The organism is Cupriavidus phytohabitans (genome assembly GCF_017815025.1).
Lineage (GTDB): Bacteria > Pseudomonadota > Gammaproteobacteria > Burkholderiales > Burkholderiaceae > Cupriavidus.
In genome coordinates, this window is the sequence record NZ_JAGIQB010000015.1 from 94,754 (window position 1) to 115,071 (window position 20,318).

19 protein-coding genes are annotated in these 20,318 nt (G+C 66.9%); 9 read left to right on the plus strand and 10 right to left on the minus strand.

Annotated elements, in window-relative coordinates; genetic code table 11:
• Nucleotide 1: 1 nt before the first annotated feature.
• Together J8I34_RS12920 and kbl are read right to left on the minus strand one after the other, a co-directional pair.
• Complete coding sequence (locus tag J8I34_RS12920; RefSeq protein ID WP_209806195.1) at nt 2-958, minus strand: L-threonine 3-dehydrogenase; 957 nt, start codon at nt 956-958, stop codon at nt 2-4.
• Nucleotides 958-2,157 carry a glycine C-acetyltransferase gene (kbl, locus tag J8I34_RS12925; protein WP_029044708.1) on the minus strand — a complete coding sequence of 400 codons (1,200 nt, stop codon included), beginning with the start codon at nt 2,155-2,157 and terminating at the stop codon, nt 958-960. The genes J8I34_RS12920 and kbl overlap by 1 nt, the downstream gene beginning before the upstream one ends.
• 113 nt (nt 2,158-2,270) lie before the next feature.
• Between kbl and J8I34_RS12930 the strand changes: the two genes are divergently transcribed.
• Nucleotides 2,271-2,867: a helix-turn-helix domain-containing protein gene (locus J8I34_RS12930; protein ID WP_029044709.1), complete on the plus strand. Its 597-nt coding sequence runs from the start codon at nt 2,271-2,273 to the stop codon at nt 2,865-2,867.
• 62 nt (nt 2,868-2,929) lie between these two features.
• Here J8I34_RS12930 and J8I34_RS12935 read toward each other — a convergent pair whose 3' ends face one another.
• The 8 genes from J8I34_RS12935 to J8I34_RS12970 form a co-directional block, all read right to left on the minus strand.
• Nucleotides 2,930-4,096, minus strand: coding sequence for a xanthine dehydrogenase family Fe-S subunit (locus J8I34_RS12935; protein WP_209806196.1), 1,167 nt, complete (start codon nt 4,094-4,096; stop codon nt 2,930-2,932).
• A gap of 8 nt (nt 4,097-4,104) precedes the next feature.
• Nucleotides 4,105-4,932: an FAD binding domain-containing protein gene (locus tag J8I34_RS12940; RefSeq protein ID WP_209806197.1), complete on the minus strand. Its 828-nt coding sequence runs from the start codon at nt 4,930-4,932 to the stop codon at nt 4,105-4,107.
• 3 nt (nt 4,933-4,935) lie between these two features.
• A complete protein-coding gene (locus tag J8I34_RS12945; protein ID WP_209806198.1) occupies nt 4,936-7,332 on the minus strand; it encodes a xanthine dehydrogenase family protein molybdopterin-binding subunit in 2,397 nt (798 codons plus the stop codon).
• A gap of 127 nt (nt 7,333-7,459) precedes the next feature.
• A complete protein-coding gene (locus tag J8I34_RS12950) occupies nt 7,460-8,086 on the minus strand; it encodes an N-carbamoylsarcosine amidohydrolase (RefSeq protein ID WP_209806223.1) in 627 nt (208 codons plus the stop codon).
• On the minus strand, nt 8,086-9,144 hold the full coding sequence (locus J8I34_RS12955; protein ID WP_209806199.1) for a 2,5-dihydroxypyridine 5,6-dioxygenase NicX family protein: 1,059 nt from the start codon (nt 9,142-9,144) through the stop codon (nt 8,086-8,088). The genes J8I34_RS12950 and J8I34_RS12955 overlap by 1 nt, the downstream gene beginning before the upstream one ends.
• 16 nt (nt 9,145-9,160) lie before the next feature.
• Nucleotides 9,161-9,988: an alpha/beta fold hydrolase gene (locus J8I34_RS12960; RefSeq protein ID WP_209806200.1), complete on the minus strand. Its 828-nt coding sequence runs from the start codon at nt 9,986-9,988 to the stop codon at nt 9,161-9,163.
• Nucleotides 9,989-9,997: 9 nt separating this feature from the next.
• Nucleotides 9,998-10,750, minus strand: coding sequence for a maleate cis-trans isomerase family protein (locus tag J8I34_RS12965; protein WP_209806201.1), 753 nt, complete (start codon nt 10,748-10,750; stop codon nt 9,998-10,000).
• A 21-nt stretch (nt 10,751-10,771) separates the two neighbouring features.
• Nucleotides 10,772-11,734, minus strand: coding sequence for an amidohydrolase family protein (locus J8I34_RS12970; protein WP_209806202.1), 963 nt, complete (start codon nt 11,732-11,734; stop codon nt 10,772-10,774).
• 455 nt (nt 11,735-12,189) lie between these two features.
• On the opposite strand from J8I34_RS12970, the gene J8I34_RS12975 reads away from it, so the two are divergent.
• The 8 genes from J8I34_RS12975 (at nt 12,190) to J8I34_RS13010 (ending at nt 20,314) form a co-directional block, all read left to right on the plus strand.
• Complete coding sequence (locus tag J8I34_RS12975; RefSeq protein WP_209806203.1) at nt 12,190-13,794, plus strand: MFS transporter; 1,605 nt, start codon at nt 12,190-12,192, stop codon at nt 13,792-13,794.
• Nucleotides 13,795-13,960: 166 nt separating this feature from the next.
• Nucleotides 13,961-15,178 carry an ABC transporter substrate-binding protein gene (locus tag J8I34_RS12980; RefSeq protein WP_209806204.1) on the plus strand — a complete coding sequence of 406 codons (1,218 nt, stop codon included), beginning with the start codon at nt 13,961-13,963 and terminating at the stop codon, nt 15,176-15,178.
• An 8-nt stretch (nt 15,179-15,186) separates the two neighbouring features.
• Nucleotides 15,187-15,960, plus strand: a complete 774-nt coding sequence (locus J8I34_RS12985; protein ID WP_209806205.1) for an ABC transporter ATP-binding protein — start codon at nt 15,187-15,189, stop codon at nt 15,958-15,960.
• Nucleotides 15,957-16,694 (plus strand): ABC transporter ATP-binding protein, encoded by a 738-nt coding sequence (locus J8I34_RS12990; RefSeq protein WP_209806206.1) that lies wholly within the window; start codon nt 15,957-15,959, stop codon nt 16,692-16,694. Before J8I34_RS12985 ends, J8I34_RS12990 begins: the two co-directional genes overlap by 4 nt.
• A gap of 12 nt (nt 16,695-16,706) precedes the next feature.
• Nucleotides 16,707-17,591: a branched-chain amino acid ABC transporter permease gene (locus tag J8I34_RS12995; protein ID WP_209806207.1), complete on the plus strand. Its 885-nt coding sequence runs from the start codon at nt 16,707-16,709 to the stop codon at nt 17,589-17,591.
• Nucleotides 17,591-18,634 carry a branched-chain amino acid ABC transporter permease gene (locus tag J8I34_RS13000; RefSeq protein WP_209806208.1) on the plus strand — a complete coding sequence of 348 codons (1,044 nt, stop codon included), beginning with the start codon at nt 17,591-17,593 and terminating at the stop codon, nt 18,632-18,634. The genes J8I34_RS12995 and J8I34_RS13000 overlap by 1 nt, the downstream gene beginning before the upstream one ends.
• A gap of 82 nt (nt 18,635-18,716) precedes the next feature.
• Nucleotides 18,717-19,022, plus strand: a complete 306-nt coding sequence (locus J8I34_RS13005; RefSeq protein WP_209757836.1) for a non-heme iron oxygenase ferredoxin subunit — start codon at nt 18,717-18,719, stop codon at nt 19,020-19,022.
• 11 nt (nt 19,023-19,033) lie between these two features.
• A complete protein-coding gene (locus tag J8I34_RS13010) occupies nt 19,034-20,314 on the plus strand; it encodes an NAD(P)/FAD-dependent oxidoreductase (RefSeq protein ID WP_209806209.1) in 1,281 nt (426 codons plus the stop codon).
• Nucleotides 20,315-20,318 lie beyond the last annotated feature (4 nt).

Genomic DNA, 20,318 nt, shown 5'->3' on the forward strand with positions numbered 1-20,318 from the left:
CTCAGGCAGCAAGCGTCGCCCTCAGGTTGGCCAGCATGTCCGCGACCATTTCCCTCAGGCCGTACTGCGCCTTCCAGCCCCAGTCCGCGCGCGCCACCGAATCGTCGATCGAATCCGGCCAGCCTTGCGCGATTGCCTGGCGGTAGTCGGGCTCGTAGCGGATCTCGAAGTCCGGCACATGTTCGCGGATCGCCGCGGCGATCTGCGCGGGCGTGAAGGTGGTGCCGGCGATGTTGTAGCTGCCGCGCTCGCCCAGCCGTTCGGCCGGTGCCTCCATCAGCTCGATGGTGGCGCGCAGCGCGTCGGGCATGTACATCATCGGCAAGGCCTCGTCTTCCTTCAGGAAGCACGTGTAGGGCTCGCCCTTCACGGCCGCATGGAAGATGTCGACCGCATAGTCCGTGGTGCCGCCGCCCGGCGGCGTCTTGTGCGAGATCAGCCCCGGATAGCGCACGCTGCGCACGTCGACGCCATGGTTCGCGTGGTACCAGCGGCACCAGCCCTCGCCCGCCTGCTTGGAGATGCCATAGACGGTGGTCGGCTCCATCACGGTCTTCTGCGGCGTATCCACCGACGGCGTGGTCGGACCGAAGGCCGCGATCGAGCTGGGCCAGAACACGCGCTCCAGCCCGGTCTGCCGCGCCAGCTCCAGCACGTTGAGCAGGCTCGTCATGTTCAGGTTCCACGCCCACTGCGGCGCCTTTTCGCCGGTTGCGGACAGCGCCGCCGCCAGCAGGTAGACCTGCGTGATGCCATGGCGCTCGACCACGGTGGCGAGTTCGCCGCGGTCGGTGGCGTTGAGCATCTCGTGCGTGATGTGCACGTGCCGGCCGGTCGGCACCACGTCGGAGGTGATGACGTTGGTGCGGCCGTAGCGATCTGCCAGCGCCAGTGCCAGTTCCGAGCCGATCTGGCCGTTGGCGCCGACGATCAGGATCTTGGGAGTGCCGCCGGCCATCAGATCAGCCCCAGTTCACGGCCGGCCTGGCCGAACGCATCCAGCGCCGCCTGCAGCGCGGCTTCGTCATGCAGCGCGCTCATCTGCACGCGGATGCGGGCCTGGCCCTTTGGCACCACCGGGTAGAAGAAGCCGACCACGTACACGCCCAGGTCCAAAAGGCGCTGCGCGAGCTGCTGCGCCTTCTCCGCGTCGTAGACCATGATCGGGATGATGGGATGCTCCCCGGCCTTGACGTCGAAGCCCAGCTTGTCCAGCCCCGCGCGGAAGAACTTGGTGTTGCGTTCCAGCCGGTCACGCAGCTCGGTGCTGGTTTCAAGGATATCGAGCACCGCGATCGATGCCCCGACGATCGCTGGCGCCACCGTATTGGAGAACAGGTACGGCCGCGAGCGCTGGCGCAACAGCGCCACCACCTCCTTGCGCGAGCTGGTGAAGCCGCCGGAAGCGCCGCCCAGCGCCTTGCCCAGCGTGCCGGTGATGATGTCGATCTTGCCGAACACGCCGCACAGCTCATGCGTGCCGCGCCCGCGCGCCCCCAGGAAGCCCGTCGCGTGGCATTCGTCGATGCCCAGCAGCGCGCCGTACTCGTCGCAGATCGCGCGCATCTCGTCGAGCCGCGCGATGGTGCCGTCCATCGAGAACGCGCCGTCGGTAAACACCAGCATGAAGCGCGCGCCGTCCGCGCGTGCTTGCGCGAGCTGCACGCGCAGGTCGTCGAGGTCGTTGTGCTGGTAGCGGTAGCGGCGCGCCTTGCTCAGGCGGATGCCGTCGATGATCGACGCATGGTTGAGTGCATCGCTGATGACCGCGTCCTCGGCGCCCAGCAGCGTCTCGAACAGCCCGCCATTGGCGTCGAACGCGGAGCCGTAGAGGATGGTGTCCTCCGTGCCCAGGAATGCCGACAGCCGCGCTTCCAGTGTCTTGTGCAGATCCTGCGTGCCGCAGATAAAGCGCACGGAACTGAGGCCGAAGCCATGCGTGCGCAGCGCCTCGTGCGCGGCCTCGATCACCTGCGGGTGCGACGACAGCCCAAGGTAGTTGTTGGCGCACAGATTGATCACCTCGCGGCCGTCGGTGGTGCGCACCCGCGCGCCCTGCGGCGTGGTAATCACGCGCTCCTGCTTGAACAGCCCGGCCTCGCGGATCGCGTCGAGTTCGGTGCGGATGGATGCGTAGAATGCCTCGGCATTCGGCATGGCTGGCTCCCTGTGGTGTGCAGTGATGTGCTGGGGATATGCTAGGATTCGATCGATAAATCGAACATGTTCTGTATATCGAACATTTTGCGCAATATAACGAACATCCATCCATGATGCAAGCCCCGGCCCAGACCCCGCAAGCCGAAGGTCCGCCAGCTGTCGGCCTGGCGCTGCAGGCACTGCGTCAGCAGCAGCGCCTGTCGCTCGACGAACTGTCGCGCCGCGCCGGCGTATCCAAGTCGATGCTGTCCCAGATCGAACGCAACCTGGCCAACCCCACCGTCGCAGTGCTGTGGCGACTGGCCAATGCGCTGGGCGTGAGCCTGACCGACTTCCTCGCCGGCGGCGCCGCGGAGCGCCCTGGCGGCGGCATCACCGTGGTCCAGCCGCACGCGATCCCGTCGCTGAAAAGCCCCGACACCCGCTGCGACTTGCGCATCCTGGGGCCGATCGAGCTGGCCGGGCGCTTCGAGTGGTATGAGCTGACCATCCAGGCCGGAGGCGAGCTCGCCTCCGAGCCGCATGAGGCCGGCACGCAGGAACACCTGACGGTATTGGGGGGGGCGATGACGGTGCGCGCCGGCGCCGACGAGAAGAAGCTGCGGCACGGCGAGACCGCGCGCTATGCGGCCGATGTCGCACATGCGATCTCCAATGGCGGCAAGACCACTGCCACCGCACTACTGGTTGTAGTGCATCCGGGGTAAGGCGGGCAAGGAAGGCGGCAAGGGAGCCCTCGCCTCGCCCCTGCCTCCCCGGCCAGCGTTGTTCAGCGGGCGCCTAACAAGCGCTTCACACGCTCCCACAGCACGCCGAAGAACATTGCCACCGGGTTCAGGCGCACGGCCTGGTTGCGCTCGGCATCGGACAGCGTGGGGTTCATCCTGCGCGATACCGACCTGCCAAAGTCGGCGATCATCCGCCGCACGAAGTCGCGCACCAGCCCCGAGCGTGAAAACTGGGCGAGCGGCCCTTGCAGCGAATACTGCAGGTCGACCGCGACTTCGGTCTCGCCGGCGGACAAGGCCTTGAGCACGTAGGCGATATCGCCCGCGGCCTTGGCATTGCTGAGCGAGTCCTGTCCGGCCCCCTTCAGCACGCCGCGCTTGTTGGCGTCATCGCGCTGCAGGCGCGCGGCGCCTTCGAACCTCGCCGACATGGGGCCGAACTTGATGGCGATATGGCCCTTGACCTTCTCCCCGGCCACTTCCGTCAGCACCGCACCGGGCAGGCAGCCCGCCACGGCCGGCAGGTCCGCCATGAAGGCCCATACCTCGTCCAGTGCATAGGGCACGGTGAAGCCGCCTTCGATGCGCGACCAGCCCTTGCGGTCGGCCGAGCGTTCCGGCTCGGCACTGCTCGCCGTCGCCAGATGCGGCTGCGAGCCGAGCACCTCCTCCGCGACCGTGAAGCCCGCGAACGGCATGGGGGCGGTGGCTGTGCTGGCGTGCCGTGCGATCACGCCGGCGGCCGCGCGGCGTGCGTCCAGCACCGAACGGATCGCTGCGACAATGCCCATATAGCCGGTGCAGCGGCACAGGTTGCCCGACAGCTCATGGCGGATGACCGCTTCGTCGGCGTCGGGCAGGCGCAGCACGATATCGCGCGCGGTGGCCAGCATCCCGGGCGTGCAGTAGCCGCACTGCAGCGCGTGATGCCGGTTGAAGGCCGCGCGCAGGTCGGCCATGACCGCGTCGTCCTCATAGCCCTCCACCGTGACAATGTCTGCGCCCTGGCAAGCGGCGGCAAAGGTGATGCACGATCGTACAGGCTTGTCGTCGAGCAGCACGGTGCAGGCGCCGCACACGCCGTGCTCGCAGCCAAGGTGGGTGCCCGTCAGGCGATGCGTGTCGCGCAGGTAGTCGCCCAGGTGCGTCCGGTCCGCGCACGCGCCGGACACTCGGCGGCCGTTGACGGTGAATTCGATGGTCTGCACGGCGCTCCTCAGTTCAGCAATTGCGTGACGCAGCGCATCACGACGGTTCGGTACAGCTTGCGGTCGATCGCGTCCTTGCCCGGCGCGGCGTGCGCGACGGCTTCTGCGACGGCATCGGCCGTCAGCGCGGCCGAGCCCTGCGCCGCGACGGCGCGCGTCAGGCCGGGCAGCACCATGGGCGGACCGTCCAGCGCGCCGAGCACGATGCGGGCGAAGCGGTGGCTGGCGTCGAAGTACGCGGCGCAGCTGGCCTCGGCGAATTCACCGGTCTTGCGGCACAGCTTCTGGTAGCCCCAGCGGCTGTGCGCAGTCTTCTGCGGCACCCGCACCGCGGCGATCAACTCGCCGTCGGCCAGTACCGTGGTGTAGGCGCCGAGCATGAACGACTCCATCGGCACTTCGCGCGTGCCGGCGGCGGACGCGATCTCGATCTGCGCGCCCAGCGCGGTCATCGCCACGACCCAGTCGGCGGCCGGATCGGCATGCGCAAGGCTGCCGCCGACGGTGCCGCGGTTGCGGATCGCCCGATAGGCAATGCCGCCGGCAACGGCCTGCAGCAGGGTGCCGCGCAGCGGTTCGAACACGCCGTCCTCGATCTGCGCGTGGGTCACGCAGGCGCCGATGCGGATGCCGTCAGGGGTTGCGGTCACGTCGCGCAATTCGCGCAGCGCCGACACATCGACCACCGTATCGGGCCGGGTCAGGCGCAGGTTCAGCATCGGCCCGAGCGATTGCCCGCCGCCCATGGCCTTGGATACATCGGTACCCGCGCCCAGGCGGGACAGCGCCTCCGGCAGCGAGCCGGGCGCGTGGTAGGAAAATGCAACGGCTTTCATCGGTCAGGCAGCCTTCCGGTTATGCGCATCGGCCTCGGCCGCATCCAGTGCTTCCAGGATCTTGCGCGGCGTCAGCGGCGTCTCCTTCAGCTCGACGCCGAAATCGCGCAATGCGTCATTGACGGCATTGAAGATGGCCGCCGGCGGCGCGATCGCCCCGCCCTCGCCCATGCCCTTGGCGCCGAACTCCGTATGCGGCGACGGCGTCTCGAAATGATGGATGCGGATCGACGGGATCTCGGTCGGCCCAGGCAGCATGTAGTCCGCCAGCGTCGACGCCAGCGGCTGGCCGTTGCCGTCGTAGTGCATGGCTTCGAACATCGCGGTGCCAATGCCCTGCGCCACGCCGCCGTAGGTCTGCCCTTCCACCACCATCGGGTTGATCATGGTGCCGCAGTCCTCCACCACCACGTAGTCGAGGATCCCGACGTGGCCGGAGTCGATATCGACTTCCACTGCCACGGCATGCGTGGCGTAGGTGAAGCTGCCGGTGTCGACGGCAGGCTTGAAGCCCATCGTGACTTCCAGCCCCTGCGCGTCGACGTCCGGCGGCAACAGGTGCGGGTTGATGTACCAGGCGTTGGCGATGCGCGCGATATCGGCGGTGCCTGCATCCTCGGCTGCCACGGCGCCATCCCGGAACGCCACGTCGCCCTGCGGCTGGCCCAGCATGTGCGCGCCGATCTTCAGCAGGCGCGGCAGCAGCGCCTTGCACGCACGCGACACCGCGCCACCGGACATCACCAGCGAGCGCGACGCATACGTGCCCGTCGAGAACGGCGTCAGGCCGGTATCGCCGTGCACGACCTTGATCCGCGCGATATCGATGCCGAGGACCTCGTGGGCAATCTGCGCGAAGGTGGTCTCCATGCCCTGCCCGTGCGAATGCACGCCCACGCGCACCTCCAGCCCGCCGTCCGGCGTGATGCGCACCGTCGCAGAATCGAAACCCGGGATCACCGGCGTGCCCCACGCGGCGAACACCGAGGTGCCGTGCGCCGATTGCTCGGTGTAGGTGCCGAAACCCACGCCGACATAGGTGCTGCCCTGTGGCCCCGCCTTCTGGCGCGCGCGGATCGCGGGCAGGCCGATCATCTCCATGGCCTTGCGTACGCTGGCCGGGTAATCGCCGCCGTCGAAATGCTTGTTGGTGACGTTGACATAGGGCATAGCCTCGGGCGGCACGAGGTTCTCACAGCGGACTTCCCACGGCTCGCGTCCCACTTCGCGGGCGATGGCGTCGATCATCAGTTCCATCGCAAAGCAGACCCCGGTACGCGCCACGCCGCGATAGGGTACGAAGCCGGGCTTGTTCGTGGCCACGCAAGTGGTTTCGCAGCGGTAGCCGTCGAAGGCGTACGGCCCCGGCAGGTTGCCGATCGCCTGCCCCGGTTCCAGCCCGATGGTGAACGGCCACACCGAATAGGCACCGCCATCGATCACGATCCTTGCATCGAGCGCCAACAGGCGGCCGCGCGCATCGGCATACGCGGTCAGCTCGTAGTGGTGCTCGCGCGAATTTGCGCCGGCGGTCAGGTGCTCGCGCCGGTCCTCGATAAAGCGGAACGGGCGCTTGTAGTTCAGCGCCAGCCACGCGATGCACAGCTCCTCCTGCTGCAGCACGCACTTGTAGCCGAAGGCGCCGCCGACGTCGGGCGAGATCACCCGCACGCGCTCCTGCTCAAGCCCCAGGCAGTGCGCCAGGATCGTGCGGATCATGTGCGGTACCTGCGTCGCGCTGTAGACCACCAGCTGGTCGAACTGGTGGTCCCAGTAAGCCAGCACTGCCTTGCCTTCCATCGGCACCATGCACTGGCGCGCCAGATCGATCTTGCGGCGAACTACGACCGTGGCCTCGCGCTGGCGCGCCTCGAAGTTCTTGTCGGCGGTCAGCGTCAGGAAGGTGTTGTCGCGCCAGTGCTCGTGCACGCGCACCTCGCCGGCAAGCTGGCTGGCCTGCGTCACGTCGGCCAGCGCGGGCAGCTCGTCGAACGACACGGCGACCTGTTCGGCGATATCCTCCGCCTCGGCGCGCGTGGGCGCGAACGCCATCGCCACCGGCTCGCCGACGAAGCGCACCTTGCCGCTGGCCAGCGGCGGCTGCGCCGAAGGCTGGTAGGACGGGAAAGCCGAGTCGGCGATGATATCGCTGGCCGCCGTCATGTCTTCGCGCACGATCACCGTGGCGGCGTGCCGGGAAGGCTTGATCACCGACAGCAGCCGGGCGTGCGCGACCGGGCTGCGCAGGAATGCCACCTCCTGCAAGTCGGGCATGGCGATGTCCGCGACAAAGCGGCCCTTGCCGTGCAGATGACGGGCGTCCTCCTTGCGCGCCACGCGCGCGCCGACTCCCTGGCCGCGCGCGATTTCCGGGTGATGCGGTTCGATCGACGATGTCATTGCCTTGTCCGTTCCGATGATAAGCGTGGCTTATTCAGCATACTGACCAAAATCCTATGAAAATGCGGGCGACCCTGTCAATTGCGGCTTTACCGCATCCCGGCAGGGCCGCCATGTCCTTGCGCGCCTAGTCCCGCACGCCGATGGCGGCAAGCCCCTCCGCCCGCGTGGCGACCGTTGCGTATTTCTGCGCCATGTCGAACAGGTTGGCCTCATGCGGCGCCAGCGCTCGGTCGCCCACGCAGTCGGACAGCACCAGCGGGCGGAAGCCGTACTGCATCGCATCGACCACGCTGGCGCGCACGCAGCCGCTGGTGACGGCGCCGGCCACCACCAGCGTGCGCACGCCGCGCTGCGTCAGCCACGCCGCCAGCGACGTGCCGAAGAACGCCGACGGAACCGTCTTGCGCACCACCAGTTCGCCCGGCTGCGGCGCCAGTTCTGCCACGATGGCGCTGTTGAAGGCATGCTCCTTCAGCGTCAGCATGTTCGGCACCTTCATCGAGAACACGTTGTGGTCGGCGCCGTCGTCGGCATACACGATGCGGCTGTGCGCGACGGGCCAGCCTTCGCTCCGCGCCACCGCGAGCAGCGGCACGGTGTTGGCAATGGCGTCGCGGATATTGCCGCCGCCGAATACCGCCGGATCGGCGAAGCCGTTGACGAAGTCCACGATCAGCAGCCCGAAGGGGCCGGCCAGCTCGAGCGTATTGCCGAAGCCCTGGCGCTGGTACGCGCCGATTTCCTTGTGCATCACGACTTGTCCTCCGGGTAGCGGAAGCCGTCGGTCACCTTGCCCGCGGTTACCATGTCGACGCCGTCCAGGCGCACGGTGCAACGGCGCACCGGTATGTCGATATGGCAGGCCGTGGTGCGATGGCCGCCGGCCTCGTTGTTGGGGCCAAGCGAAAACAGGAAGTTGCCCTCGAACGCACGCGCATCCATGCCGATGGTGGCCTCACGGTTGTACAGGCCCAGCGTCGACCAATGCGCGCGCGGCTGCAGCCCCCAGCCAATATGCGAGATCGCATAGGCTTCGGGATCGTTGAACGACGCCATGTATTCGCTCAGCAGCTCCGCATGGAGCCCGCCTTCGATGCGCGTCGCAAAGCCGGCTTCCACCGTCACGCGGATCGGCTCGGTGACGTAGGTCTTCTGCGGCAGCAGGATGTCGCCCTTGTCCAGCACGATGGTGCCGTGGGCGGCGCCTTCATTCGGCCAGGTCAGCGCGAAGCCGCTCGGCCAGTGGTCCCAGCGCCCCGGCGCGTCAACAAAGCCGTACTCGCTGATGGCGGGGAATTCCCCCAGCGGGCAGCGCAGGTCGGTGCCCGCTGGCGAGACAACGTGCATTTCCCTCGCGCTTGCCAGCCGTTGCGACGCCGCCTTCACGCGTTCGCGATCGGCCTCGCACGGCACCATGCGCACCAGCACCTCCGGCGGCTCGACGGCCAGCAGGATCCTGGTCCCGCCCTGCAGGATCTCGTGCTGCTCGGGCGAGAACAGCAGCGTCATCAGGTCCAGCACCAGGTCGCTCGCCTTCAGCGCAGCGATGGCCGCCGGGTTGCCGGTCAGCGGCGTGGTGCCGAGGTAGGCGAGCGCATCGCGGCTCAGCGCCTTCTCGCCATTGACGGGCGGCAGGTCGAGCCGGTTGACGATGGCGCCCATCGACTGCGTGGCGGTGAGCGCGGTGGACAGCGTCTGCGGGTGGGTAGCGGCACTGGTCAGGATGGTGACGGTCTGTCCCGGCTCCAGCCGGGACAGCCGCAGCACCTTACGCCAGGCCTCGATCATCTGGTGGTCGCTTACCGGCATGTCGGCTCCTTGTTCGTCATTGCAACAGCGGCGCGCCGAGGAAATCCTCCAGCGCCGCGTAAAAGCCCGCTTCGTCGTCCCACGGGATCATGTGGCCCGCATTGGCGACGTGACTGACCAGCAGGCCTGGCAGCAGCGTGCGAATTTCCACGACGTCTTCGGGCCGCACCACGTCGCCGCGGCCGGCGGTCATCAGCAACGTGGGCACCCTGACCCGCGGCATGTCGGCATGGATGTCGTCACGGTGGAAGTCCTCGAAGCTGCGCACCACCGCGTCTTCATTGCAGGTGTGCAGCCATTCGGCGCGCAGGCGCAGTTGCTCGTCGGTCCAGGTCGGGCAGAAGCGGCGCATGCCTTCCAGGTCGGTGCCTTGCCGGGACAGCCGGATCGAGTCGACGTACCACGGCAGCTGCGCCGGATACGGGCGACGGCCGGGTCCCGAGACGGGCGGGTCGACCATCACCAGCCGCGCCAGCCCGCCCGGCTGTCTCGCCGCCGCACGCAGGCCGATCCGTGCGCCCATCGAATGGCCGACCACGCTGTAGCGCGGCAGCCCCAGCGCTTCGGCAAAGGCCGTTACGTCGCGCGCCTGTGCATCAAGTCCGTAATCGAGCTCCGGCTCCGCCGACGACAGCCCGCGGCCGCGCACGTCGAGGATGTAAGTGTCGAAGCGCGTGCCGAAATGCTCGCCGACAAAGCCCCAGGTGATCGCGGGGCTGGTGATGCCCGGCACGATAACGACGGCGTCGCGCGCGACGCGCTCGCCCTCATTGCCGCCGTAGCGCAGGTAATGCTGCCGGATGCCGTTGGCGTGGACATGGCCTCCGTACTGGAAGGTACTCATGGTCGCTCCTCAGTAGGCGCCGGACAGCAGCGCACCCGCGCCCGGCACGACCGACTCCAGGTCCAGTGCACGGAGCATCGCGTACGTCGTGGCGATGGCGGCGGTAAGCACCGGCTTGCCGGTCATCGCCTCGACCTTTGCCACGGCCGGAAGCGACGGCATCTGCACGCAGGCAGACAGCACGATCACGTCGGCGTCCCGCGTGTTCATCTGCGCGACGATACCGGGCAGGCGCGCGGGGTCGTGGCGGCCGACTTCCAGGTTGTCGGGGATTTCCAGCGCGCGGTAGTCGACGACTTCATAGCCCTCGTTACGGATGTAGTCGACGACCAGTTCGGTCAGCGGCTTCATATAGGGCGCGACCACTGCAATGCGCTTTGCGCCCATCACCTTGAGCGCATCCACCAGCGCGCCGGCACTGGTGATGACCGGCGCGTCGCCGCCGTTCGCCGTGGTATGTGCCTTCAGGCGCTGTTCGGACTGCCGGTGGTAGCCATGGCCCATCGCCATGATCGCGACCAGGCAAGCATAGCCGAGCACATCGACGCGGGCATCGCTCAGCTCCACCGCGCAGCGGTCGGACTCTGCGTCCATTGCCGCCAGCTCTTCCTTGACTACCTTCTTCATCCGCATGCGGCTTGAATGGAAGGTGAAGCGTTCCGGGCGGATCTGCTGGCGCGCCGTCAGCATGGCGGGGATTTCGGTTTCCATCGTCGTGTTCGAGCTGGGGACGATCTGGCCGATACGAAAGACTTTTTGCATGAGGGTTCCCGGTTGGTGCGCTCAGAGCTTGAGCAGGCGTTGCGCGTTGCCATGGCAGACCAGCGCGCGCGTGGAGTCGTCGAGCGGTGCGCTGTCGATGAACCGCGCGGCCACTTCGGTGGATTCATAGGGATAGTCGACCGAGAACATCACCGCCTCGGGTCCCAGTTCGGCGATGGCGCCCCTCAGCGCGCCGTGCGAGCACACGCCCGAGGTGGTGATGACAATATTGCTGCCGATGTATTCGGACGGCGCACGCTCCAGCTTGACGCCATGCGAATAGACCGCGAAGCGGCTGTCGAAACGCCAGCGCTGGTACGGCAGGCCCTCGCCCATATGGCCGAGGATCAGCTTCAGGCGCGGGAAGCGGTCGAACACGCCGCTGAACAGCAGCCGCAGCGCGTGCGAGGCGGTTTCCACGCCCCACCCCCACGCGGCCCCGACCAGTTCCGGATGGCCCGCGAGCACTTGCGGCGACACGACGGCGTCGGTCGGATGCAGATACATCGGCACGTCCAGCGCCTGCATGCGTTCCCAGAACGCGTCATAAGCGGGGTCGTCGTAGTAGCGCCCATGCGTATGGCCGTTCACGAGCGAGCCCTTGAAGCCGAGCTGCTGCACGGCGCGCTCCAGTTCGGCCGCCGCCTGCTCGGGGTTCTGCATCGGCAGCGCGGCAAAGCCGGCGTAGCGCGTCGGATGGCGGGCGATCTGCGCCGCGAGGAAGTCATTGCTCTCGCGCGCCCGTGCCAGCGCCAGGCCCGCGTCGGGCTCGCCCTGCACGCCCGGGCCGGTTTGCGACAGCACGGTGATGTCGATGCCGCACCGGTCCATCTCGGCCAGGCGCTCTTCGTCGAAATCGGCAAGACGGCGACCGAGCTCGGCGAACACCGCCGGATCGATATGCTGCGTGAACCCGTTTGAGTAAGCCTGGAAACCGGGGGTCATGAAATGCTCTTCCAGGGCGATCTTCTTCACGTAGGTCATGCTGGTGGGGGCTCCTGATGGATGGAATCGCTGCGTGCCGAGCTTTTCCCGCGTATGCGAGCGCGTTGTCTCGTTAATTGATCAGTACACTGATTAGTTTTGGATTCTAGTCAGCGACATTTCAAAAGTCCAGACGCAGTGCGAAGGGTTAACACCTATAACGATGGGCAAAGTCGCTCAGTACACTGATTCGCAGATGCTCAGTATGCTGACAATATGAAATAACCGTTTAAATCGGGCTTTCCGGCGCCTTTGCAAGACAGCGGGCGGCGTCGGCAGTGGCCCGCATTTTGCTCAGCATACTGCGCTTCTCATCAGCATACTGACTGATGCACCGGCAGGATGCGGCGCTGCACAGTCTCGGGTCATCAACGACCCGCGCCACCGACGCCGGCACCACCCGGGAAGCAAACAAACAATAGAGACGTACGGCCTGACCAAGAGGAGCCCCCGCCATGACGATCAGCCTGACCCGCGCCGAGACGCGCGCCCCAGCCTCCGGCATGACCGCCGAAGAACGCAAGGTCATCCTTGCCTCATCCTTCGGCGCCCTGATGGAGTGGTATGACTTTTACATCTACGCGGCGCTGGCTGTGTACTTCGGCGCACTGTTCTTTCCGCCAGGCAATGAGACGGCCGCCTTCCTGGCGAGCCTGGCCACCTTTGGCGCCGGCTTCCTGATCCGCCCCGTGGGCGCGCTGCTGTTCGGGCGCCTGGGCGACCTGATCGGCCGCAAGTACACCTTCCTGGTCACCATCCTGCTGATGGGCGTGGCCACGGTGGGCGTGGGTGTGCTGCCGACGTACCAGCAGATCGGCATCACCGCCACGGTGCTGCTGGTCCTGTTGCGGCTGCTGCAGGGCCTGGCCCTTGGCGGCGAAGTGGGCGGCGCGGTCACGTACGTCGCCGAGCACTCGCCGACGAGCAAGCGAGGCCTCTACACCAGCTCGCTGCAGACCACCGCCACGCTGGGCCTGCTGTCCTCGCTGTTCGTGGTCTACCTGCTCAAGACCTTCCTGACCGAGGCGGAGTTCCGCGCGTGGGGCTGGCGCATCCCGTTCATCGTGTCGCTGGTGATGCTGGTGATCTCAGTCTATATCCGCGGCAAGCTGCATGAATCGCCGGTATTCGCGCGCATGAAGGCGGGCAACGCCACCTCGAAGTCTCCCATCCGCGAGAGCTTCACCCAGTGGAAGAACCTGAAGTCGGTGCTGCTGCTGTTCGTGGTGGCTGCCGGGCTTGGCGCGATCTTCGGCACCGGCCACTTCTACAGCATGTTCTTCCTCAACAAGACGCTGCAGGTGCCGATCGAAACCGTGCACAAGCTGATCGCGATTGCACTGGTGGTGGCGACGCCGTGCTACCTGTTCTTCGGCTGGCTGTCGGACCGCATCGGCCGCAAGTACATCATGATGGCGGCATGCCTGCTCGCTGCGCTATGCACCCAGCCGGTGTTCAAGGGACTGACCCACTATGCCAATCCGGCGCTGGAGCAGTTCCAGCGGCAAGGCACGGTGCAGGTGACCGCCGGCGACTGCAAGGCGCGCCTGTTCGGCGAACCGGTGTCGGCCTGCGACAAGATCCGCGGCTACCTGACCGACCTGGGCGTAGGCTACACCTTCGCGCCGGCCAGCGACCCTGCACAGGCGGAAGTGCGGATCGGCGAGCGCACGCTGCAGGGTTTCGACCGCGCCGCCATCAAGGGCGCACTGGTCGAGGCCGGCTGGCCGGAGCGCGCCGATCCGGCCAGGATGAATACGCCGATGGTGTTCCTATTGCTGCTGGTGCCGATCCTGTTCCTGGCCATGGTCTATGGCCCGATGGCCGCCTTCATGGTCGAACTGTTCCCCGCGCGGGTGCGCTACACCTCCCTGTCGCTGCCTTTCCACCTTGGTGCGGGCTGGGTCGGCGGCATGCTGTCGTTCGTGGTCACGGCAATGAACGTGTCCAGCGGCGACGTGTACTTTGGCCTGTGGTACCCGGTCGTCATCGCCGGCCTCGCCTTCGTCATCGGCATGGTGTTCGTGCCGGAGACGCGCGGGCGCGATCTTTCCACCTAAGCACTGCCACCCGGCGGACTTGCAGGGCGGAGAAATCCGCCCTTTTCATCAGCATATATTCAGCATACTGAATTATTTACCGCGCGAGCGCAGCGATGACGCCCGCGACGGGCCACTGCAGCCATCGCCAACTTCCATCCCTTCGCGCAGACAACCTGGAGCCCCCATGTCCACCTCTCGCATCCTCCGCACCCTTGCCGCGTCATCCGCCCTGCTCGGGCTGGCGCAGGCCACGCCCGCCCTGGCCGACGCCAGCGGCGTGAAGATCGGCGTCATCACCGATATGTCCGGCTCCTATGCCGACCTGTCCGGCAAGGGCTCCGTCGTCGCCGCCCAGATGGCCGTCGAGGAGTTCGGCGGCAAGGCGCTGGGCAAGCCAGTCACTGTGCTGTCCGCAGATCACCAGAACAAGGCCGATATCGCTTCGTCGCTGGCGCGCCGCTGGTTCGATACCGATGGCGTCGACATGGTGATCGATTTCCCCAATTCATCGACGGCGCTGGCGGTGCAGGAAGTGGCGCGCCAGAAGCAGAAGATCGACATCGTCTCCACCGGCGGTGCCATGGCGCTGACCAACCAGAACTGCTCGCCTACGGGATTCCACTGGGCCTGGGACACCTATTCCGTGTCGTATCCGCTGGTCCGGCGCCTGATCGACCAGGGCCGCAACAGCTGGTACTACATCACCGTGGACTATGCCTTCGGCCAGTCGCTGGAAGCCGACTTCCGCAAGGCCGTGGATGCCGGCGGCGGCAAGAACGTCGGCAGCACGCGCCATCCGCTCAATGCCAGCGACTTCAGCAGCCCGGTGGTCGCCGCCTCGGCCTCCAAGGCCAAGGTCGTGGTGCTGGCCAACGCCGGCAACGACATGATCAACGGCGTCAAGGCGGCCGGCGAGTTCGGGCTGATCAAGGCGGGGCAGACCGTCATCACGCCTTCGACCTTCATCACCGATCTCAAGAGCCTGGGGCTGCCTGCCGCGCAGGGCCTGACCTATGTCGATCCGTTCAGGCTCGACCTCGACGCGCAGTCGAAGGACTTCGTCGAGCGCTATTACAAGCGCCACAAGGCGTATCCGACGCACGGGCAGATCGGCGTTTATTCGGGCGTGCTGCACTACCTGAAGGCCGTGGAAGCCGCCAGGACCGTCGAGGGCCCCGCGGTGGCGGACAAGATGCGCGCCCTGCCCGTCAACGATGCCTTCGTGCGCAATGGCAAGGTCCGGATCGATGGCCGCATGGTGCACGACATGTACCTGGCCCAGGCCAAGACGCCGGCGGAATCGAAGGGCCCGTGGGACCTGGTCAAGTACATCGGCACGATTCCCGGCGACGAGGCCTTCCGGCCCCTGTCCGCGAGCGAATGCGCGCTGGTCAAGAAGTGAGTGCGCCCATGCCCGAGCAAGACGTAATCCTGCGCACGCAGGGGCTGACCAAGGCGTTCAAGGGCTTTACCGCTGTCAGCGATGTCAGCCTGTCGGTGCGGCGGGGCTCGATCCATGCGCTGATCGGCCCCAACGGCGCCGGCAAGACCACCTGCTTCAACCTGCTGACCAAGTTCCATGCCCCGTCTTCCGGATCCATCCATTTCAACGGCAACGACATCACCGCGCTGCGCCCGGCGCAGATCGCCCGCATGGGCGTGATCCGCTCGTTCCAGATTTCCGCGGTGTTCCCGCAGCTGACCGTGCTGGAAAACGTACGCATCGCGCTGCAGCGCAAGCTGGGTACGTCGTGGCATTTCTGGCGCGGCGGGCGGTCGCTGTCGCGGCTGGATGCACGCGCCATGGAGCTGCTGGACGAGGTGGGCCTGGCCGGCTTCGCGCATCTGGGCACGGCCGAACTGGCCTATGGCCGCAAGCGCGCGCTGGAGCTGGCCACCACGCTCGCCACCGATCCCGAGCTGATGCTGCTGGACGAGCCCACGCAAGGCATGGGCCATGAGGACGTCGAGACCGTGACCGCGCTGATCAAGCGCGTGTCGGCGGGACGCACCGTGCTGATGGTGGAGCACAACATGAGCGTGGTGTCGTCGATCGTCGATCGCATCACGGTGCTGCAGCGCGGCGCCGTGCTGGCCGAGGGCACGTATGACCAGATCTCGCGCAATCCGCAGGTGAAGGAAGCCTATATGGGAACCACGGAAGACCAGCAGGAGGCCGCATGACCGCAATCGCCACCCCTGCCCTGGAGTTGCGGGGCCTGCATGCCTGGTACGGCGAATCGCACATTCTGCACGGCGTCGACCTGGCGGTCCGGCCGGGCGAAGTGGTGACGCTGCTGGGGCGCAACGGCGCGGGCCGCACCACCACGCTGCGCGCCATCATGGGCCTGGTCGGCACGCGCAAGGGCTCGGTGCGCGTATTCGGCCAGGAAACCATCGGCATGAAGACGCACCGCATCGCGCCGCTGGGGCTGGGGTATTGCCCGGAGGAGCGCGCCATCTTTGCCAGCCTGTCGTGCGAAGAGAACCTGATGCTGCCGCCTGGCTTTGCCACAGCGACAGGCGCCACAGGCCTGCGCGAGCCGATGTCCGTTGCCGAGATCTACGAGATGTTCCCCAACCTGTACGAGCGGCGCAAGAGCCAGGGCACGCGCATGTCGGGCGGCGAGCAGCAGATGCTGGCGGTGGCGCGCATCCTGCGCACCGGCGCCAGCGTGCTGCTGCTGGACGAGATCTCGGAAGGGCTGGCGCCGGTGATCGTGCAGAAGCTGGCGAAGATGATCGCCACGCTGCGCCGGCGCGGCTACACCGTTGTCATGGTGGAACAGAACTTCCGCTTCGCGGCGCCGCTGGCGGACCGCTTCTTCGTGATGGAGCACGGCCGCATCGTGGAGGCCTTCGCCGCCAGCGAACTGGAACGGAAGATGCCCGCGCTCAATGCCCTGCTGGGCGTGTAAGGAGACCTTGTCATGGAATTGTCTGGAGTGCCCCTGCCCGCGCTGCTGAGCCAGCTGCTGCTGGGGCTGGTCAACGGATCGTTCTACGCGATCCTGAGCCTGGGGCTGGCGGTGATCTTCGGCCTGCTCAACGTCATCAACTTCGCGCATGGCGCGTTGTTCATGCTGGGCGCGGTGCTGGCCTGGATGGGCCTGAACTACCTCGGGATCAACTACTGGCTGATGCTGCTGCTGGCGCCGCTGGTCGCCGGTGCGCTGGGCGTGGTGCTGGAGCGCACCATGCTGCGCCACCTGTACCGCTTCGACCACCTGTATGGGCTGCTGCTGACGCTCGGCATCTGCCTGCTGATCGAAGGCTTGCTGCGCTCGGTCTATGGCGTCTCCGGCCTGCCCTACCCCACCCCGGAAGCGCTGACCGGCGTCAGCCAGTTGGGCTTCATGGTGCTGCCCAACTACCGTGCCTGGGTAGTGGTCGCTTCGCTGGCAGCGTGCTTTGCCACCTGGTACACGATCGAGAAGACCCGGCTGGGCGCCTACCTGCGCGCCGGCACCGAGAATCCACGCATGGTCGAGGCCTTCGGCGTCAACGTGCCGCTGCTGGCGACGCTGACCTATGCCTTCGGCGTGGGCCTGGCGGCGCTCGCGGGCGTGCTCGCCGCGCCGGTGATGCAGGTGTCGCCGCTGATGGGGCAGAACCTGATCATCACCGTGTTCGCGGTGGTGGTGATCGGCGGCATGGGGTCGATCCTCGGCTCGATCTTTACCGGGCTGGGGCTGGGTGTGTTCGAAGGCATCACCAAGGTCTATTACCCTGAAGCCTCCGCGACCGTTGTCTTTGTCGCCATGGTCTGCGTGCTGCTGGTGCGACCGGCCGGCCTGTTTGGAAAGGAGAAATGATGGCAAGCCCCACTAACGCAACGCGGCCGCTGCTCGCCTATGGACTGCTGCTGGCGGCCCTGCTGCTCGCGCCCTGGCTGGGCGCCTACCCGGTTCTGGTGATGAAGCTGCTGTGCTTCGGGCTGTTTGCGTGCGCCTTCAACCTGTTGTTGGGTTACACCGGGCTGGTGTCGTTCGGCCATGCTGCCTTCTTCGGCGGCGCGGCCTACGCCTGTGGCTACGCGATGAAGTCGCTGCAGCTGACGCCAGAACTGGCGCTGCTGGCCGGCACCGCCTTCGGCGCCCTGCTGGGGCTGGTGGTCGGTGCGCTGGCGATCCGCCGCCAGGGCATCTACTTCGCCATGATCACGCTGGCGCTGGCGCAGATGTTCTACTTCTTCTGCCTGCAGGCGCCGGTCACCGGCGGCGAAGACGGCATGCAGGCGGTGCCGCGCGGCGAGCTGTTCGGCTTGCTGCCGCTGGCGTCCGACCACACCATGTACTACGTCGTGCTGGCCGTCACGGCCGCGGCCTTCCTTGGCATCATGCGCATCGTCAATTCGCCCTTCGGGCAGATCCTCCGGGCGATCAAGGAGAACGAGCCGCGCGCGGTCTCGCTCGGTTATGACGCGGATCGCTTCAAGCTGCTGGCATTCGTGCTGTCGTCAGCGCTGGCGGGGCTGGCCGGCGCGCTCAAGACCCTGGTGCTGGGCTTCGCCACGCTGACCGATGTCCACTGGATGATGTCGGGCTCCGTGATCCTGATGACGCTGGTCGGCGGCATGGGTACCCTTTCCGGCCCGCTGGTCGGCGCGCTGGTCATTGTCGCGCTGGAGAACAAGCTGGGGGATGCGGGCAGTGCGCTGGCGGCGATGACCGGGATCGGCTGGTTCGATACGCTGGGCGAATCGGTCAGCATGGTGACCGGGCTGATCTTCGTGGTCTGCGTGCTGACGTTCCGCCGCGGCATCATGGGCGAGATCCTGGCGCGGTGGCAGGCACGTCCCGCGCGGCAGCACAGTGCCGCGGCCACGCCGGGGACCGCACGCACCCGCCAGGGTTAACGAGGATATTTCGCGCCCAAAACATCAGTACACTGATCTTATATAATCAGCATACTGACAAATTAGCTTCACGGAGATAACCATGGCATGGATTCACATCGATGCGGCCGATACGCTGCAAAACGACGAGGTGATGCCGCTGACGCTGGGCGATCGCCAGCTTGCCGTCTATCGCAGCGACGACACGTACTTTGTCACCGACAACGTCTGCACGCACCAGTATGCCCTGCTGTCGGACGGCTACCTGGAAGACGGCTGCATCGAATGCCCGCTGCACCAGGCGCGCTTCGACATCCGCACCGGCAAGGCAATGTGCGCGCCCGCCACCGGCGATATCCGCACCTATCCGGTCAAGATCGAAGACAGCCGGGTGTGGGTCGAGCTGTAAGGGAGCCGGTCATGACACAGCACACGCCCATCCTGATCGTCGGCGCCGGCCAGGCCGGGGCCATGGCCGCCGCGGCGCTGCGTAGCCTTGGCTACGGCGGCCGCATCGTCATGGCGGGCGGCGAGCGGCACGCGCCGTATGAGCGCCCGCCGCTGTCCAAGTCCGTGCTGGCCGACGTCGAGCAGGACGGCAAGATCGGCGTGCACCCCCCCAGCTTCTATGCCGACCAGGACATCGAGCTGCGGCTGGGCGCCTGCGTCACCGCGCTGGATGCCACGCGGCATGTCGCGCAACTGGCCGACGGCAGTGCCATCGGCTACGACGCCTGCCTGCTCGCCACCGGCGGAAATGCCCGCGTGCTGCCGGCGCTGCCGCCGGGTACGCCGCATGTGCACTACCTGCGCTCGTTGGACGACGCGGCGCGCCTGCGCCATGCCATGCAGCGCGCTGGCGAACTTGTGGTGATCGGCGGCGGCTTCCTTGGCCTGGAAACCGCTTCGACCGCCGCAGGCATGGGCCTGAAGGTCACGCTCATCGAGAGCGCGGAGCGCCTGCTTGGCCGCGCCCTGCCTCCGGAGCTTGGCACCTGGCTGGCAGATCGGGGGCGGGCACAAGGCGTGACTTTGCACCTCGGATGCAGCATCGAGGTTTGCGGCACCAGCGGAGATGGCGTGCATCTGCAACTGGCTGGCGGCGCCGTGTTGCGCGCACCGCTGGTGGTGGTCGCCATCGGCCTGTCCCCGGAAGTGACGCTCGCCGCCGGCGCCGGACTGGCGCTGCATCCGCAGAACGGCGGCATCCAGGTCGACGAACGGTGCCGCACCAGCGCGCCGGATATCCATGCCGCCGGCGACTGCTGCAGCCAGTACCAGCCGCTGTTCGGCACCGAGATGCGGCTCGAGTCGTGGCAAAGCGCCAATGAACAGGCACGCATCGCGGCGGCATCCATGCTTGGCGTGGATGCGGGGCCCACGGCGCTGCCGTGGTTCTGGACCGACCAGTTCGGCTGCAATGTACAGATGCTCGGCGCCGCGCACCCGGATATCCGCTATGACTGGCGCGGCTTCGCTGCCCACGCTGACGCCACCCCGAAGTTCATGCTGCTCGGCACCTGCCACGGCCGCCTGCGCCATGCCATTGCCGTGAATGCCGGCGGCGACCTGCGCCAGCTGCGCTCACTGGTCGGGCACGACGTCTCCGCGCATCTGGCACGCCTGTGCGACGACACATTGCCGCTGCGGCAGGTTGTCCGCGAACGCCAGCCAGAAGCAGACCGCTCCATCACACTCTGAGAGG